The following is a 16006-nucleotide window of genomic DNA, read 5'->3' on the forward strand; positions in this document are numbered from 1 at the left end:
CAATGTTCCACCTCACGTAATTCTTCGGATGATTCGGCTGGAACTGCCGTGCGTTAGCGCCTGAGATGAGACACCACGGGCTCTCCGACGGAGGTGCGTTCCCTCCCCCCTTGTGGGGGAGGGTTAGGGAGAGGGGGTAGCCCAGGAAGAAGTGCCAATTATTGACGATGCAAAGAGAAACGGTGCGCGATTGAAAGAGTCCCCCCTCCCTGCCCCTCCCCACAAGGGGGGAGGGAGCGGAGAGAGCGCCCGATTGATCGGACTCTGTTCGAGTTCAACCCACCACGACTTAGCGGCCGGTCGAGCCGAAGCCGCCGGCGCCGCGATCGGTGGCCGACAATGTGGCCACCGGAACCAGCGCGGCCTGCACCACGGGCGCGATCACCATCTGGGCGATGCGCTCGGCGCGCTTGATCACGAACGGCGCCGTGCCGTGATTGATCAGGATCACCTTGATCTCGCCGCGATAGTCCGCGTCGATCGTGCCCGGCGAGTTCAGCACGGTGACGCCGTGCTTGGCGGCAAGCCCCGAGCGCGGTCGCACCTGCGCCTCGTGCCCGGCCGGCAATGCGATCGCAAGGCCCGTCGGCACCAGCGCATATTGGCCGGGGGCGAGCGTCATCGGCTCGCTGTCCGGCACCGCCGCCATCAGATCGAGGCCGGCAGCCTCGGTGGTTTGATAGGCCGGCATTGGCAGGCCTTCCGCATGGGCCAGGCGTTGCAGTTCGACAGTGACCTTCGTGCTCAAGATGCCGGCTCCAGGGATTTGTCGGTCACGCTTCGGGCGACATGCGCGACCAGTTCGATGGCGACCTGTTCCTTGGTCATCACCGGCCAGGAATCAACTGCAATCTCGCCGTCCTTCTCACCATTCTTGCGACTGATCAGATGCACGGTGTTGCGGTCGCCGCCCATCACGCCGGTGGCGGGCGAGACGTCGTTGGCGACGATCCAGTCGCAGCCCTTGCGGGCCAGTTTTGACTTGGCGTTGTCGATCAGGTGCTCGGTCTCGGCGGCAAAGCCGATCACCAGCGGCGGGCGCTTGTCGGTCAGCTTCGAGATCGTGGCGAGGATATCGGGGTTCTCGATCAGCTGAAGCGGCGGCATGCCGGCCGAAGTCTTCTTCAGCTTCTGCTCGCCTTCATTGGCAACGCGCCAGTCGGCGACCGCGGCGGCAAAGATCGCGATGTCGGCGGGAAGCGAGGCCTGCACCTGCTCCAGCATCTGCCGCGCCGATTCGACGTGCTTGACGGTGACGCCCTGGGGATCGCTGAGGTCGACCGGACCGCTGACCAAAATCACCTCGGCGCCGGCGGCTTGTGCGGCGGCGGCAATGGCAAAGCCCTGCTTGCCGGAGGAGCGGTTGGCGATATAGCGCACCGGATCGATCGGCTCGTGGGTGGGACCTGCGGTGATCAGCACGCGCTTGCCGGCAAGTGGCTTCGGCACCGGCGGCCGCAGCAGGCGCTCGGCAGCGGCGGCGATCTCGATCGCTTCCGACATGCGGCCGACACCAGCTTCGCCCGCTTCCGCCATCTCGCCGGAATTGGGTCCGATCAGCACCACGCCGTCGCGCTGCAGCTGCGCGACGTTGCGGCGCGTCGCCGTATTGTTCCACATCAGCGGGTTCATTGCCGGTGCCAGCAGCACCTTGCGGTTGGTCGCGAGCAGGATGGCGCTGGCGAGATCGTCGGCGTGGCCGTTGGCCATCTTGGCCATCAGGTCGGCGGTCGCGGGCGCGACGACTATCAGGTCGCAGTCGCGCGCGAGCCTGATATGGCCGGCGTCGAACTCGCTCTGCGGGTCGAACAGGTCGGTATAGACGCGCTCATGGGAGAGGGCGCTGACCGCCAGCGGCGTGACGAATTGCTGGGCCGCCTTGGTCAGGACGCAGCGGACCTCGACGCGGCGCTCCTTCAGCCTTCGGATCAGGTCGAGCGATTTATAGGCCGCGATGCCACCGCCGATGATCAGGGTGACGCTGGCCTCGGGAACGGCGCCGGTGCGCTGGAGTGCGGGGGCGGCGGATGCCGCGGGTGGTACCGCAAACGGCGTCAGCGGCTCCTCGCGGCCCTCGATCAGCTCCCGCAGGATGACCCGGACCTCTTCCTCGACCGACCTGCGGTTCTTGGCCGAGCGCAGCCGCAAATAGGTTTTGACGGCGTCGTCGAGCTTGCGGATGGTCAGGCTTGCCATGACGCCCCTCCAGCACGGAATGATAGCGATGCTATCACTTGTGTGATTTCAATGCAATCAAGCTTTTGGCAATCACAGATTCCGGACGGCGATCAGGATCCCGATGAAGGTCGCGGCGATGATCCAGAGCGCGACGGTGCGCCAGCGATTCTTGCGGCCCTCGGTGCGGCCCATCGCGGCGATGCTCTCGGGCGACAGCCTGATGCCCTCCCGCGTCATGGTCTCGAGCTGCTCGAGCACCTTCACGGACCGCTCGGCGATCTCCGGCATGCGCATCAGCACGCGCGCGATGTCTCCGGTCCCGGCGAGCGCGCCTTGCACCCGGCCGATCGGACCGAGATTGCGCTCGATCCATTCGCGTACCACGGGGTCGGCGACCTTCCAGATGTCGAGCCTGGGATCGAAGCCGCGCGCCACGCCTTCGACCACGACCATGGTCTTCTGGAGCAGGATCAGCTCGGGGCGCGTGGTCATGTCGAACAGGCCGGTGACCTCGAGCAGCAGCGTCAAGAGCCGCGCCATCGAGATCTCTTCCGCCGTGCGGTTGTGGATCGGCTCGCCGATGGCGCGAATCGCTTGTGCGAAGTTCTCGACCGAGTGATGTGCGGGCACGTAGCCCGCCTCGAAATGCACCTCGGCGACGCGGCGATAATCGCGGGTGATGAAGCCGAGCAGGATTTCGGCGAGGAAGCGCCGCTCCTTCATGCCGAGCCGGCCCATGATGCCGAAATCGACCGCGACGAGCCGCCCCGCGTCATCCAGGAACAGGTTGCCCGGATGCATGTCGGCGTGGAAGAAGCCGTCGCGCAGCGCGTGCCGCAGGAAGCTCTGGATCACCTTGCGGCCGAGATCGGGCAGGTCGACCTGCGATTCTGCCAGACGCTTGTGATCGTTCAGCGCGATGCCGTCGATCCACTCCATCGTCAGCACGTTGTGCGTGGTGCGGTCCCAGTCCACGGCCGGCACGCGGAAATCAGGATCGCCCTGCGTGTTCTCCGCCATCTCCGACAGCGCCGCAGCTTCCAGCCGCAGATCCATCTCCATCGCGACCGAGCGCGACATGGTGTTGATGACCTCGATGAGGCGCAGGCGCCGTGCTTCGGCCGAATAAGCCTCGGCCTTGTGCGCGACGAAGAAGAAATCGGAGAGGTCGCGGCGGAAGCGCGTAGCGACGTTGGGCCGGAGCACCTTGACCGCGACCGACTTGCGGATGCCGGCTTGCAAGATCTCGCCGCGATGCACCTGCGCGATCGAGGCCGCAGCGACGGGAGGGCCGAAGCTCACAAACACGTCCTTCAGCGGCCGCTCCAGCGAGGTCGCGATCGCGGCTTCGGCTTCGTCCTGCGGAAACGGCGGCAGGCGGTCCTGGAGACTTTCGAGGTCGCGCGCCATGATGACGCCGACGACGTCGGGGCGTGTGGCCAGGAATTGTCCGAGCTTGAGATAGGCGGGCCCCATCCGCGTCAGCGCGCGCGATATCCGCGGGCCGTGCTTGACGCCACGTCGTTCGACGAGGCGCGCCAGCTTCAGAGCGAGCTGTCCCGGCGGCGGCACCAGGCTCGGATCGACCGAGCCGAACACGCCCTCGCGCGCAAACACGAACGCGGCGCGGATCAGGCGCGCAATGTGGGTGAAGGCAGAGATCACAAACGCCAGCCCGAATGCAGTGCGACGATGCCGCCGGACAGGGTCTGCCAGCTGACGCGGGCGAAGCCGGCGTCGCGGATCATGTCGGCGAAGGCGTTGGGTTTCGGAAACTTGCGGATGGACTCGACGAGATATTGGTAGGACTCGGCGTCGCCCGTGATCATCCGGCCGAGCGGCGGGATCACCTTGAACGAGAACAGGTCGTAGATCCGGTCGAGCCCGGGCATCTCGACGGTGGAGAATTCCAGGCACAGGAAGCGGCTGCCGGGCCTCAGCACGCGATGGGCTTCGCGCAGCGCCAGATCGATCCGGGGTACGTTGCGAATGCCGAAAGCGATCGTATATGCGTCGAAGCTGCGATCGGCGAAGGCGAGTGCTTCGGCATTGCCTTCGACGAAATCGACCCGGGTGTCGAGATGGCGCTTCGCGGCGCGCTCGCGGCCCACCGCCAGCATGTCGGTGTTGATGTCGCAGACGGTGGCATGGAAGCCGGGCCCCGCGGCCTTGGCGGCACGGAACGAGATGTCGCCGGTGCCGCCGGCTACGTCGAGCAACGCGAACGACCGGTCGCTCCTCGGCGGGTCGAGCGCGGTAATCATGATGTCCTTCCAGACCCGGTGCAGGCCACCGGACATCAAATCGTTCATCAAATCATAGCGCGACGCCACGCTGTGAAACACATCGTTCACCAGCGTCTGCTTGTCCCCCAGGGGGACGTCCCTGAAGCCAAAATGCGTGGTTTCGCCCGGCCGATCCATTACTCTACTCCACTGGGCGAACCATAGCGCGCCCGCCGCAATGGCGCTATCACACCGCCCTCATAAGGTGAATGCCTGACCATGCCTGAATTGCCCGAAGTCGAGACCGTCCGCCGCGGCCTTCAGCCTGTGATGGAGGGTGCGAAAATCCTGGTGGCGGAAGCCCGCCGGCCGGACCTGCGCTTTCCGTTCCAGCCGGATTTCGTGGCCCGGCTCCAGGGGCAGGTCGTCACGGGGCTCGGCCGCCGTGCAAAATATCTCATGGCCGATCTCGCCTCCGGCGATGTGCTCTTGATGCATCTGGGCATGTCGGGCTCGTTCCGCGTCATCAAGCCGGACAACGAGGCAGCTCCCGGCGAGTTTCACTATCCGAGGGGTAAGGACTCCACGCACGACCATGTGCTGTTTCGGATGTCTTCCGGAGCCGACGTCGTCTTCAACGACCCGCGCCGCTTCGGTTACATGAAAGTGATCGCGCGTAACGCACTCGACGAGGAGCCGCTGCTGCGCGACCTCGGCCCCGAGCCGCTCGGCAACGAATTCGACGCCGCGATGCTGGCGCGGTCCTGCGAAGGCAAGACCACCAGCCTGAAGGCCGCGCTGCTCGACCAGCGCGTGGTGGCGGGGCTCGGCAACATCTATGTCTGCGAAGCCCTGCATCGCTCGCATCTGTCGCCGCGCCGGATCGCGGCGACGCTCGCGACCAAGGGTCGCAAGGGCGTTGGCGGCGGCGAGCCGACCGATCATGCGAAGCGATTGGTGAGTGCGATCCACACGGTGCTGAACGACGCCATCAAGGCCGGCGGCTCGTCCTTGCGCGACCATCGTCAGACCTCGGGCGAGCTCGGCTATTTCCAGCATTCGTTCAAGGTCTACGACCGCGAAGGCGAGAAATGCACGACGCCGGGCTGCGGTGGCACCGTCAAGCGGTTCACGCAGAACGGACGCTCCACCTTCTGGTGTCAGAAGTGTCAGAAGTGACCTAGCCCGTAGCCCGGATGGAGCGCGGCGAAATCCGGGGCGAGCGTGACCGCGGAGAGACTTCCCGGATTGCGCTGCGCTCCATCCGGGCTACGACACGAAAATAGAGCGTCGACAAAACCGCGAAGCGAAGCAATCCGGCCGGGCTGGTGGCCGGATCGCTTCGTCGCTGGGGCCCTTCCGGATGATGAAGGGCCGACTGCCGTCAGAGCGATGCCCCGCTCAGGACGCCAGTGTCGTGGTCTCGTCCGCTGAAAGATCGGCCGCGACATGCAGCATGCCGTCCGCAGGCGACATCACCTGGTTGATCAGGACATTGGTCGTGGCTTCGAGCTCGAGCCGGGTTTCGATCCAGCGCCACAGGCCGCGGATCTCGTTCGCCGACTTGCCGTTCGGCGCGAATTCGCTGACGGCAAGGCCGCTCGCGAGCGAATCCTGGTGATCGTTGCGCATCACGATCAGCGGGCGCGCGAGCACGTCCGAAAGATCGAGCGCGGCTTCCTCGGCGAGCGTGTTGGCGGCATTGTCGATGCGCTGGCCGCGGATCGGCGTCTGGTTGAGCACGAAGCTGTAGGGCCGCTTCCAGGCTCGCGCGACGCTGAGCGTCGAGGCGGTCGCCTCGATGTCGGCGACGCTCGGGCGGGCCGGGATCAGGCAGAGATCGGAATGGCGGATCGCAGCGGTGGTCGCGGCGCTGAGGCCGGCGGCGGTGTCGACGATCGCAAGCTGCAGGCCGCCGTCAGCCAGCATCTTCAGGCGCGGCTCGATGTCGGCGGCATGATAGATCGGCTCGACGACGAGATCATCGGTGGTGCGGCGGCGCTGCCAGTTCGACAGAGTGCCCTGCGGGTCGGTCTCGATCAGGCGGACGGTGAAGCCGGCCTGCTTGGCCGCGAGCGCGAGGCCGATGGCGAGCGTGCTCTTGCCGCTGCCACCCTTTTGGGTGGCCAGTACGATCGTGTGCATTTGAAGATCAATCCTTTGGAATGCTTGGGTCAGGAATACGCCACGCGAACGTGCATCGATCTCGATGCTGAGCCTTCTCGCTCAGGACGTGCCGGCCCGATCCAAAGGGGGATCGCGGAGGTCCGAATCAACAGTAACGATGATGGCGGAATGGGGATGGCCAGCTAATCCGTACCATTACTGGACCAGTAGTCGTACGTGTGATGATGCTCGCCGAGGAGTTGATCTCGTGCCCCGGACAAAGCGCAGCACGTCAGTTATGCGCTGTTGAGCCGGGGCCCAGAAAGCTGCCAGCTCGGCTTCGGAGACGTGGGTCCCGGCCAGCGGAGCGGCATGTCACGCACCGCGTCCGGGACACGAGAGAAGCGCTATCCTTGCGGAGGTTTACTTCCGCACGCAGATCACGCGCACGACGGCGGCCTTTGCGTCCGTCGACGTACCGTTCACCGTGACCTGTTTGGCCTTCAGGAAATCGCGCACGGCGTCCGCGGACACCATCACGGCCTGCGAGGCCGGCACCGATGTCGCGGGTCCTGCCACCATGGTCGGCTTCAACAACGCAATGCCGGCGAACTTGCCGTCGCCATCGATCGCCGGACCACCGGAAAATCCCACCGCCGGCGGAGGCGACAGTGCGGACTCGCTGCTCGTGACCGGTGCGAGTGCGCCCTTGACGGTCGAGACACCCGCCGCGCCGCCCTGGCTCTGCGGATCGGCGATGCCGACGACATCCACGTTCGTCTTGGCCGCGCCGCCAGTAAGGCTGAGCGGCTTCAGGCCGCGTGCGCCGTAGATATGAAGCAGTGCGAGACCGCGCTCCTTGTCCTCGGCGAGGCGATCGGCGCTGCCATAGCCGGCGATCGTGATCGCGAGGCAGCCGTCGGTGACGAGCCGGTCGGCGACAATCGCGCCGTCATCGCTGACGACGAGGCCGGTGCCGTATTCGATGGGCTTGCGCGGCGGCGGCCCGGCTTGCGGTCCGGACGGAAACGCGTTGAACGCGCTCGACATCGCGATCACGACCGGCTCGACCGTGTTCTCGGTCGCCTGGTCGTAGAGGATCGTCATGGTGCGGACCTCGTCACCTCTAAAGGTGCCGCGGATGTAAAACTTCTTCAGGCCCTGCAATCCCGAGAGCACGAAGAAATCGGGCTTCACCACGGTGTAATCGACCTTGCGCCCGGACGGCTCCTTCTCCAGCTCCGCGAGTTTTGCCGCGGTCGGGTTCGCCTCCTTGCGGCGGCTGAGCAGCACCTGAACGGTTCCGGTCGGCGAGGTCCATTTCGAGCCGTTGGCGTCGCTCGCCTGCTGCGGCACCAGTTTCGAGGGGATGCCGAGCCGGGCGCCGCTGGTCGGCTCCGTCACGATCTTCCAGCCGACGCCGTCCTGCTTCTTTCGCGCCATCTCGGCCAGCGCGGCGCGCTCCTGCGGATTGAGCACGCCGGTCGGCTTGCCGCCCTTGGCCTTCTGGTATTCCTTGATGGCGTTGACCAGGCGCGCGCTGACGTCGCCGGTGATGGCGCCGTTGTACTGGCCGACCCAGGCGAGGTCGGATTGCAGCGACAGCCGCTCCGCTTGCGCCATCGCATCCGCCGTCGCCGATGGCGTCTGCGTGGCCGGAGGCCGGATCGGCACGGTCTGGACCAGCTTCGGCTTGGTACCGGGGATCTGCGGCGTCGTCATCTGGGCGTGCGCGCCTGTGGCAGCCGCAAACATCAAGGTTGCCGCAAGCATCGATCTCATGACAAATCCAACCAGCCCATTGAACGCAATGCCATTGAAGCACATCTCGTTGGTCGCGAACAATGTTGAGGTGGTTCAGGCCTAAGGTCGAGCCGCGTACAGTGAGAGCGACGGCTTGGTAGGAGAGGCGTACGACGATGCTGAGCCCGGACGAACTGGAACGCTATGCCCGCCATATCGTGCTGCGCGACGTCGGCGGACCGGGCCAGGCGGCGCTGAAGCGCGCCTCTGCGCTGGTGATCGGCGCCGGCGGGCTCGGCGCGCCGGCGCTGATGTATCTGGCCGCCGCCGGCATCGGCACGCTCGGCGTGGTCGATGACGACGTGGTGTCGTTGTCCAATCTGCAGCGCCAGGTGATCCACACCACGCCCGATATCGGCCGGCACAAGGTCGAGAGCGCCGCCGAGCGGATTGCGGCGCTCAATCCGCATGTTCGCTTCGTCGGCCACGCCACCTGGCTGAATGCGGACAATGCGCTCAGCTTGATCGGCGACTACGACCTCGTGCTCGACGGCTCCGATAATTTCTCGACACGCTATCTGGTCTCGGACGCCTGCTTCTTCGCGAAGCGGCCGTTGATCACGGCCGCGCTCGGCACCTTCGACGGCTCGCTCACTACCATCCGCGCGCACGAGACCAACGAGCAGGGCGAATTCAATCCGACCTATCGCTGCCTGTTTCCGGAGGCGCCGCCGCCGGGTACCGTTCCTGCCTGCGCGGAAGCCGGCGTCATGGGTGCGCTGGCGGGCGTGCTGGGATCGATGATGGCGATGGAGGCGATCCGCGAGATCGTCGGTTTCGGCGACGGCCTGGTCGGCCGCCTCCTGATGATCGATGCGCGCGCGATGCGCTTCGAGACGCTGCGCTATTCGCGCGATCCGGCCAATCCGCTCAACGGCGACGGGCCTGTGGTCACCGACCTCAGCGCCCATCGCACGTGATGGGCTGCGTTACGCCGTGGCCGGCTTCTCGCTATCGAGATGGGCCATCTGCTCGGCGGCGTAACGCGTGCCCGAGGCGACATCCGGCGGAAACGCCTTGGCCAGCGCCGCAAGATGCGCCGGTGTCAGCGTGACCCTGGTCGCGCCAAGCGCTTCGACGAGACGGGTGCGGGTCTTGGCGCCGACCAGCGGCACGATCTCTTTTCCCTGCGCCGCGACCCAGGCGATTGCGACCTGCGCCGGCGTTGCGCCGATTTCGCCGGCGATGGTACGCAGGGACTCCACCAGCGCGAGATTGGCGTCGAGATTTGCGCCCTGGAAGCGCGGCGTCATCAGCCGGTAGTCCTTGCCGGCCTTGCCCGAATCCTTCGACCAATGGCCGCTGATCAGGCCGCGCGCCAGGACGCCATAGGCGGTGATGCCAATGCCGAGCTCGCGGCAGGTCTTGAGAATGTCGCGCTCGATGCCACGCTCGATCAGCGAATATTCGATCTGGAGGTCGACGATCGGATGCACGGCATGCGCGCGGCGGATGGTGTCGGAGCCGACTTCGGACAGGCCGATATGCCTGATGTAACCGGCCTTCACGAGATCGGCGAGGCCGCCGATGGTCTCTTCGATGGGAACGTTGGGGTCGAGCCGTGCCGGGCGGTAGATATCGATATAGTCGGTGTCGAGCCGCTGCAGCGAATAGGCGAGGAAATTCCGGATCGCGGCCGGGCGACAATCCATGCCGGTGAATTCGCCGGCAGGGCCGCGTAGCGCGCCGAACTTGACGCTGATCTGCACCCTGTCGCGCGCCACTTCCTTCAGCGCATCGCGGATCAGCATTTCATTGTGACCCATGGCGTAGAAATCGCCGGTGTCGAGCAGCGTGATGCCGGCGTCGAGCGCCGCGTGGATCGTGGCGATGCTCTCGCCGCGATCGGCCGGGCCATAGGCGTCCGACATGGCCATGCAGCCGAGACCAAGGGCAGAGACGCGGGGGCCGGTTGAACCGAGTTTGTGCTGTTCCATGATGGCTCTCCTCGAAAGGCGGCAGGCTGATTGCGCCGCGCGACGGGCTGGATATGCACCTGGTCCATTGCGCCGATAAGCTGGACAATGCCGAATGGCTTGTTCATTGTAACGAACAATGACTGAGCCTGATCTGCGCGATCTCGACGTCTTCGTGGCGGTCGCCCGCACCCGCAATTTCCGGCGGGCGGCGGTCGAAATTCGCGTGTCGGTGTCGAGTCTTAGCCAGCGCCTACGCGACCTCGAGGAGCGCCTTGGCGTCCGCCTGATGAACCGCACCACCCGCAGTGTCGCCTTGACTGAGGCGGGCGAGCTGCTGCTGTCGCGGGTGGCACCTGCGCTACGCGACGTCGGCGATGCCCTGGCGGAGGTGCGGGGCCTGCGCGAGGTGGCTTCCGGCCGCCTGCGCATCAACGCGCCGCCCCCGGCGGTCGATCTCGTGCTGGCGCCGATGGTCGGCCCGTTCCTCGCAGCGCATCCGCAGGTCGATCTCGACGTCGTGTCCGAAAGCGGTTTCGTCGATATCGTGAGCGGGGGCTACGATGCCGGCGTGCGTTATGGTGAGCATCTCGCGCAGGACATGGTGGCGATCCCGCTGAGCGGTCCGCAGCACTATGTCGTCGTCGCCTCGCCCGATTATGTCGCGCGCCGCGGCGAGCCGAAGCATCCCAAGGATCTGCTCGATCATGATTGCATCCGCGCCCGGTATTCGAGCGGCGTGATGCATGATTGGGAGTTCGAGAAGGCCAGCCAGATCGTGAAGGTCGATCCGCCGGCAAAGCTGATCTCCACGAACATGACCCTTGCCCTGCGAGCCGCGCTCGATGGTGTGGGCGTCTGGGCAACGATCGACGGTTATGTCGGCGATGCCGTGAAGTCCGGCGCGCTGGTCAGCCTGATGGAAGATTGGTGCGAGCCGTTTCCCGGCCCGTTCCTGTATTACCCGAGCCGGCGCCAGACGCCGCCCGCGCTGCGCGCCTTCATCGATTTCGTCGCCGACTGGCGCAAGCGCGAGACGCGCGGGAAATAAACCTCAGAGCATGCTCGGCAGCACGCGATCCGGCGGCTTGTGCGCGTCGAGGAAGGTGCGGATGTTGATGATCACCTTCTCGCCCATCTCGACGCGGCCTTCGATCGTGGCCGAGCCCATATGCGGCAGCAGCGTCACCTTGCCGGCCTTGGCAAGCCGCACCAGCTTGGGGTTGACTGCAGGCTCGTGCTCGTAGACGTCGAGCCCGGCGCCGCCGATCTCGCCGCCTTCGATCAGCTTGATCAGCGTGTCCTCGTCGGTCACCTCGCCGCGCGCGGTATTGACGATGTAGGCGTCCTTGCGGATCAGCTTCAGCCGCCGCGCCGAGAGCAGATGATAGGTCGCCGGCGTGTGCGGGCAGTTCACCGAGATGATGTCCATCCGCGCCAGCATCTGGTCGAGGCTTTCCCAATAGGTCGCGCCAAGCTCTTCGGCGATCTTCGGCGCCACGGGGCGGCGGTTGTGATAGTGGATCTGCAGCCCGAAGGCGCGGGCGCGGCGCGCCACCGCCTGGCCGATGCGACCCATGCCGATGATGCCGAGCCGCTTGCCGCCGATACGGTGGCCGAGCATCCAGGTCGGCGACCAGCCCGGCCAGGGTTTTCCTTCGGTCAGGATCGAGGCGCCTTCGATCATCCGCCTGGGCACGGCGAGGATCAGCGCCATGGTCATGTCGGCGGTGTCCTCGGTCAGGACCTTCGGCGTGTTGGTGACGGTGATGCCGCGGGCATGCGCGGCCTCGACGTCGATATTATCGACGCCGTTGCCGAAATTGGCGATCAGCCGCAGCTTGCAGTCGGGCTGGTTGATGATGTCGGCGCTGATATGGTCGGTGACGGTCGGAACCAGCACGTCGGCGGTGCGTGCGGCTTCCGCGATCTGGTCGGCGGACATCGGCGTGTCCTCGAGATTGATCCGCGCGTCGAACAATTCGCGCATCCGCGTCTCGATCGAATCCGGCAGCTTGCGCGTCACCACGACGAGGGGCTTTTTCTTCACCGACATGTCCTGCTCTCATGAGGCGTCGCAAGCCGCCTCTGTCGCCAAAGGCCGGTCGTTGAGGTCTCATTAACCCGGTTGTTCGACACTGCCCTTGCCGTGTCCGTCCCCGGCGTTTCCTTCAAGCTCTCCCGATATTTCCGGCCGGAAAATCGGGGCAAACTGGTTGTTCAAGTGCCCGTCCTCTCTAGCAGAAGGCCGGGCCAAGACAAGAACCACGGGTCAAGGCTTCAAGGAGCCCGGTTTGGGGAACACCCGCGTGGGGCGGGTCAGGGGATTGCGCGGCAGGTTTTGGAATTTGGGGTGAGGACCGGGCTCGGGCCGGGTCTTCGACAGGAGACGGGTTGATGGCGTTGGGGCGTTTTTGTTCGGTAATGGCGCTCGTTTGCACCTGGTTGAGCGCTTCGGTCGGCCCCTCGCATTCGGCCAAGGACACCACGCCCCAGACCGCCAGCGGCCTGCCGGTGCCGCGCTATGTCAGCCTCAAATCGGATCACGTGAACGTCCGTGCCGGCCCGACCAAGGACAATGACGTGGCCTGGGTCTACACCCGTTCGGGCCTGCCGGTGGAAATCACCGCCGAATTTGAGAATTGGCGCCGGGTGCGCGATTCCGAAGGCGCCGAGGGCTGGGTCTATCACTCGCTGCTGTCGGGCCGCCGCACCGCGGTCGTCACCATGAAGCACAAGGACGACCTCGCCCCGATCTACGATCGCGCCGATCTCGACAGCGCGGTTGCAGCAAGACTCCAGGCCGGCGTCGTCACGCAGGTAAAGAAGTGCGCTGCAAACTGGTGCCGCGTCACCGGCAACGGTTTTGACGGCTGGATCCAGCAGGAGCGCCTCTGGGGCGTGTATTCGGACGAGCAGGTCAACTGACCCGAAGGGTCATCCCGGGGCGATGCGCAGCATCGAGGATTTCGAGATTCCCCGGTGCGCAATTGCGCGCCTGAGGTCTGGTGCTGCGCACCATCCCGGAATGACGGCCTAAAACGACAATGGCCGGGACGAGCCCGGCCATGACGATCGCATCAGCAATCTAGAATTAGTTCAGCGCTTCTTGCGCAGGCGCACGACCATGTCGATGCGCGCGATCTCGTAACCCTCCGGCACTTCCGGCATCTTGGACAGCGCCAGATGCGGATCCTCGATGTCGACCAGCTCATGGCTGTTCTCGAGGTAGTAGTGATGGTGGGTGGTGACGTTGGTGTCGAAATAGGTCTTGGTGCCGTCGACGCTGACCTGGCGGAGCAGGCCGGCATCGGTGAGCTGGTTCAGCGTGTTGTAGACCGTCGCCAGCGACACCGGAACCTTGGCGAGCGTCGCTTCCTCGTAGAGCATTTCAGCCGTGAGGTGGCGAGCACCTTTGCCGAACAACAGCCAGCCCAGTGCCATGCGCTGACGCGTCGGACGGAGCCCGGCGGACTGGAGCATTTCGTTGACGTCGTGCCAGGGGCAGCCGGTGAGAGCCGGCTGGCGGCCGGACAGCAGGGCCGCGGAGTGGACGTCGTCGTCGTGATGGGGCGCAGTATTCTCGCTCATTTCCAGATTTCGGGCACGCGTGAACAATATCTCTCAGCAATATAAGAACAGAAAGATGCAGATGCAAGTTTCTCGCAACTAGAGAGGTTCTAATAAGGCTTGGAACCGGGCCGGTATCGCGTCATTTTACCTTCATGGATGCACTTTGCTACCCGAAATGGCCTGTGTTAGAGAGCGCGCGGTTCCGCTTAGCCGATTTTGGCGCAGCCGGGCACGAGGCCCGGTCCGCAGTCCATCCGGGGCATGCGGACGCAGCGCCTGACAGTGGCAATTGGCGTTGCTCTCCGACCGAGACGGGGCCCATTTTCGCCAAAAAGCGCCGCTCAATCGGAATTCAAACAGAGGCTCTGCATGCTGAACAGGCGCAACGGTTACGAATACGAAGATCTGCTGGCCTGTGGCCGCGGCGAGATGTTCGGCCCGGGCAATGCCCAGCTGCCGTTGCCGCCGATGCTGATGTTCGACCGCATCACTGACATCAACGACAATGGCGGCGAGTTCGGCAAGGGGCTGGTGCGCGCCGAGCTCGACGTGAAGCCCGACCTCTGGTTCTTCGGCTGCCACTTCAAGAACGATCCGGTGATGCCCGGCTGCCTCGGCCTCGACGCGCTTTGGCAAATGGTCGGCTTTTACCTGGGTTGGACCGGGGGTGAAGGTCGTGGTCGCGCGCTTGGCCTGAACGAGCTGAAGTTCAGCGGCCAGGTGCTGCCCGAGGCCCGCAAGGTTGTGTACAACGTCGATATCAAACGCGTGATGCGTTCAAAGCTGGTGCTCGGTATCGCCGACGGGTGGCTTTCGGTCGATGACCAGATTATTTATCGCGCCAAGGACTTGAAGGTCGGCCTGTTCAAGCAGGGCACGAGCCTGGGCTGAGCGCATCACCAAGACAACAACGATTGAGGCGAGGCTGTCATGAGGCGGGTTGTGGTCACCGGGATGGGCATCGTCTCGTCGATCGGAAACAACACCCAGGAAGTGCTTGCGAGCCTTCACGAGGCGAAGTCGGGCATTTCGCGGGCTGAGAAATATGCCGAGCTCGGCTTCCGTTCGCAGGTAGCGGGCGCGCCGTCGCTCGATCCCGCGACGGTGGTCGACCGCCGCGCGATGCGTTTCCTCGGCCAGGGCGCGGCGTGGAATCACGTCGCGATGGAGCAGGCGATCCAGGACTCCGGTCTGTCGCCTGACGAAGTCTCCAACATCCGCACCGGCATCATCATGGGCTCCGGCGGCCCCTCCGCCCGCACCATCGTCGAATCCGCCGACATCACCCGCACCAAGGGACCGAAGCGCGTCGGACCTTTCGCAGTGCCGAAGGCGATGTCGTCCACGGCCTCCGCGACGCTTGCGACCTGGTTCAAGATCAAGGGCGTGAACTATTCGATCTCGTCGGCCTGCGCGACGTCGAACCATTGCGTCGGCAATGCCTATGAGACGATCCAGATCGGCAAGCAGGACGTCATCTTCGCCGGCGGCTGCGAGGAGCTGGACTGGTCGCTCTCCGTGCTGTTCGACGCCATGGGCGCGATGTCCTCGAAATACAACGACACGCCCGCCACCGCCTCGCGGCCCTACGACGTCAACCGCGACGGCTTCGTCATCGCCGGCGGTGCCGGCGTGCTGGTGCTGGAAGAGCTCGAACATGCCAAGGCGCGCGGCGCCCGCATCTACGGCGAGATCGTCGGCTACGGCGCGACCTCGGACGGCTACGACATGGTCGCGCCCTCGGGCGAAGGCGCCGAGCGCTGCATGCGCATGGCGATGTCGACGGTGAAGACCAAGGTCGACTACATCAATCCGCACGCGACCTCGACGCCGGCCGGCGATCCGCCGGAGATCGATGCGCTCCGCCGCGTGTTCGGAAGTGGCGAGAAGTGCCCGCCGATCTCGGCGACCAAGGCGCTGACCGGCCACTCGCTGGGCGCCACCGGCGTGCAGGAGGCGATCTACTCGCTGCTGATGATGAATAACGGCTTCATCTGCGAGAGCGCACATATCCAGGAGCTCGATCCCGTGTTCGCCGACATGCCGATCGTGCGCAAGCGCATCGACAACGCCAAGATCGGCACCGTGCTGTCGAACTCCTTCGGCTTCGGCGGCACCAATGCCACGCTGGTGTTCAGCCGGCTGGATGTGTGATTAACGACCCTGTCATGCCCCGCGAAAGCGGGGCATCCAGTACGCCGCGGC

Annotated in this window: 15 protein-coding genes; 6 read left to right on the forward strand and 9 right to left on the reverse strand. The window is 65.2% G+C overall.

Going from position 1 to position 16006, the window contains the following annotated elements:
• Positions 1-289 precede the first annotated feature (289 nt).
• From dut to ubiE, 4 genes are all read right to left on the reverse strand, one after another.
• Positions 290-748: a dUTP diphosphatase gene (gene dut / locus BM190_RS00985; protein WP_092251453.1), complete on the reverse strand. Its 459-nt coding sequence runs from the start codon at positions 746-748 to the stop codon at positions 290-292.
• A complete protein-coding gene (gene coaBC, locus BM190_RS00990) occupies positions 745-2196 on the reverse strand; it encodes a bifunctional phosphopantothenoylcysteine decarboxylase/phosphopantothenate--cysteine ligase CoaBC (RefSeq protein WP_092251454.1) in 1452 nt (483 codons plus the stop codon). Before coaBC ends, dut begins: the two co-directional genes overlap by 4 nt.
• Before the next feature lie 72 nt (positions 2197-2268).
• Positions 2269-3843 carry a 2-polyprenylphenol 6-hydroxylase gene (gene ubiB / locus BM190_RS00995; RefSeq protein WP_092251455.1) on the reverse strand — a complete coding sequence of 525 codons (1575 nt, stop codon included), beginning with the start codon at positions 3841-3843 and terminating at the stop codon, positions 2269-2271.
• Entirely contained in the window at positions 3840-4601 is a 762-nt protein-coding gene (gene ubiE / locus BM190_RS01000) for a bifunctional demethylmenaquinone methyltransferase/2-methoxy-6-polyprenyl-1,4-benzoquinol methylase UbiE (RefSeq protein WP_092251457.1), read from the reverse strand. The genes ubiB and ubiE overlap by 4 nt, the downstream gene beginning before the upstream one ends.
• Positions 4602-4682: 81 nt before the next feature.
• Between ubiE and mutM the strand changes: the two genes are divergently transcribed.
• The gene (mutM, locus tag BM190_RS01005; protein WP_092251459.1) at positions 4683-5582 is read left to right on the forward strand and encodes a bifunctional DNA-formamidopyrimidine glycosylase/DNA-(apurinic or apyrimidinic site) lyase; all 900 of its coding nucleotides are present in this window, start codon (positions 4683-4685) and stop codon (positions 5580-5582) included.
• A 222-nt stretch (positions 5583-5804) separates the two neighbouring features.
• Here the strand turns inward: mutM and BM190_RS01010 are convergent, their stop codons facing one another.
• A complete protein-coding gene (locus tag BM190_RS01010; protein WP_092251461.1) occupies positions 5805-6548 on the reverse strand; it encodes a nucleotide-binding protein in 744 nt (247 codons plus the stop codon).
• A gap of 384 nt (positions 6549-6932) precedes the next feature.
• Entirely contained in the window at positions 6933-8291 is a 1359-nt protein-coding gene (locus BM190_RS01015) for a peptidoglycan-binding protein (RefSeq protein ID WP_177236842.1), read from the reverse strand.
• Positions 8292-8428: 137 nt separating this feature from the next.
• Here BM190_RS01015 and BM190_RS01020 point away from each other — a divergent pair, with 137 nt between their 5' ends.
• Positions 8429-9232, forward strand: a complete 804-nt coding sequence (locus BM190_RS01020) for a HesA/MoeB/ThiF family protein (protein WP_018323407.1) — start codon at positions 8429-8431, stop codon at positions 9230-9232.
• A 9-nt stretch (positions 9233-9241) separates the two neighbouring features.
• On the opposite strand, the gene BM190_RS01025 is transcribed toward BM190_RS01020, so the two are convergent.
• Positions 9242-10249, reverse strand: a complete 1008-nt coding sequence (locus tag BM190_RS01025; protein WP_092251465.1) for an aldo/keto reductase — start codon at positions 10247-10249, stop codon at positions 9242-9244.
• Between the two features lie 118 nt (positions 10250-10367).
• Here BM190_RS01025 and BM190_RS01030 point away from each other — a divergent pair, with 118 nt between their 5' ends.
• The gene (locus tag BM190_RS01030; RefSeq protein WP_092251467.1) at positions 10368-11279 is read left to right on the forward strand and encodes a LysR family transcriptional regulator; all 912 of its coding nucleotides are present in this window, start codon (positions 10368-10370) and stop codon (positions 11277-11279) included.
• Positions 11280-11282: 3 nt separating this feature from the next.
• Here BM190_RS01030 and BM190_RS01035 read toward each other — a convergent pair whose 3' ends face one another.
• Positions 11283-12284 carry a 2-hydroxyacid dehydrogenase gene (locus BM190_RS01035; protein ID WP_018323404.1) on the reverse strand — a complete coding sequence of 334 codons (1002 nt, stop codon included), beginning with the start codon at positions 12282-12284 and terminating at the stop codon, positions 11283-11285.
• Positions 12285-12625: 341 nt separating this feature from the next.
• Here BM190_RS01035 and BM190_RS01040 point away from each other — a divergent pair, with 341 nt between their 5' ends.
• The gene (locus tag BM190_RS01040; protein WP_018323403.1) at positions 12626-13156 is read left to right on the forward strand and encodes an SH3 domain-containing protein; all 531 of its coding nucleotides are present in this window, start codon (positions 12626-12628) and stop codon (positions 13154-13156) included.
• A 171-nt stretch (positions 13157-13327) separates the two neighbouring features.
• On the opposite strand, the gene irrA is transcribed toward BM190_RS01040, so the two are convergent.
• On the reverse strand, positions 13328-13819 hold the full coding sequence (gene irrA / locus BM190_RS01045) for an iron response transcriptional regulator IrrA (RefSeq protein ID WP_014490952.1): 492 nt from the start codon (positions 13817-13819) through the stop codon (positions 13328-13330).
• Positions 13820-14170: 351 nt separating this feature from the next.
• Here irrA and fabA point away from each other — a divergent pair, with 351 nt between their 5' ends.
• Both fabA and fabB read left to right on the forward strand, forming a co-directional pair.
• On the forward strand, positions 14171-14692 hold the full coding sequence (gene fabA, locus BM190_RS01050) for a bifunctional 3-hydroxydecanoyl-ACP dehydratase/trans-2-decenoyl-ACP isomerase (RefSeq protein WP_018323402.1): 522 nt from the start codon (positions 14171-14173) through the stop codon (positions 14690-14692).
• Positions 14693-14731: 39 nt separating this feature from the next.
• The gene (gene fabB / locus BM190_RS01055; protein ID WP_018323401.1) at positions 14732-15955 is read left to right on the forward strand and encodes a beta-ketoacyl-ACP synthase I; all 1224 of its coding nucleotides are present in this window, start codon (positions 14732-14734) and stop codon (positions 15953-15955) included.
• The last annotated feature ends 51 nt before the right edge of the window (positions 15956-16006 follow it).

The organism is Bradyrhizobium sp. Rc3b (assembly GCF_900114915.1).
In the GTDB taxonomy this organism is placed as follows: domain Bacteria; phylum Pseudomonadota; class Alphaproteobacteria; order Rhizobiales; family Xanthobacteraceae; genus Bradyrhizobium.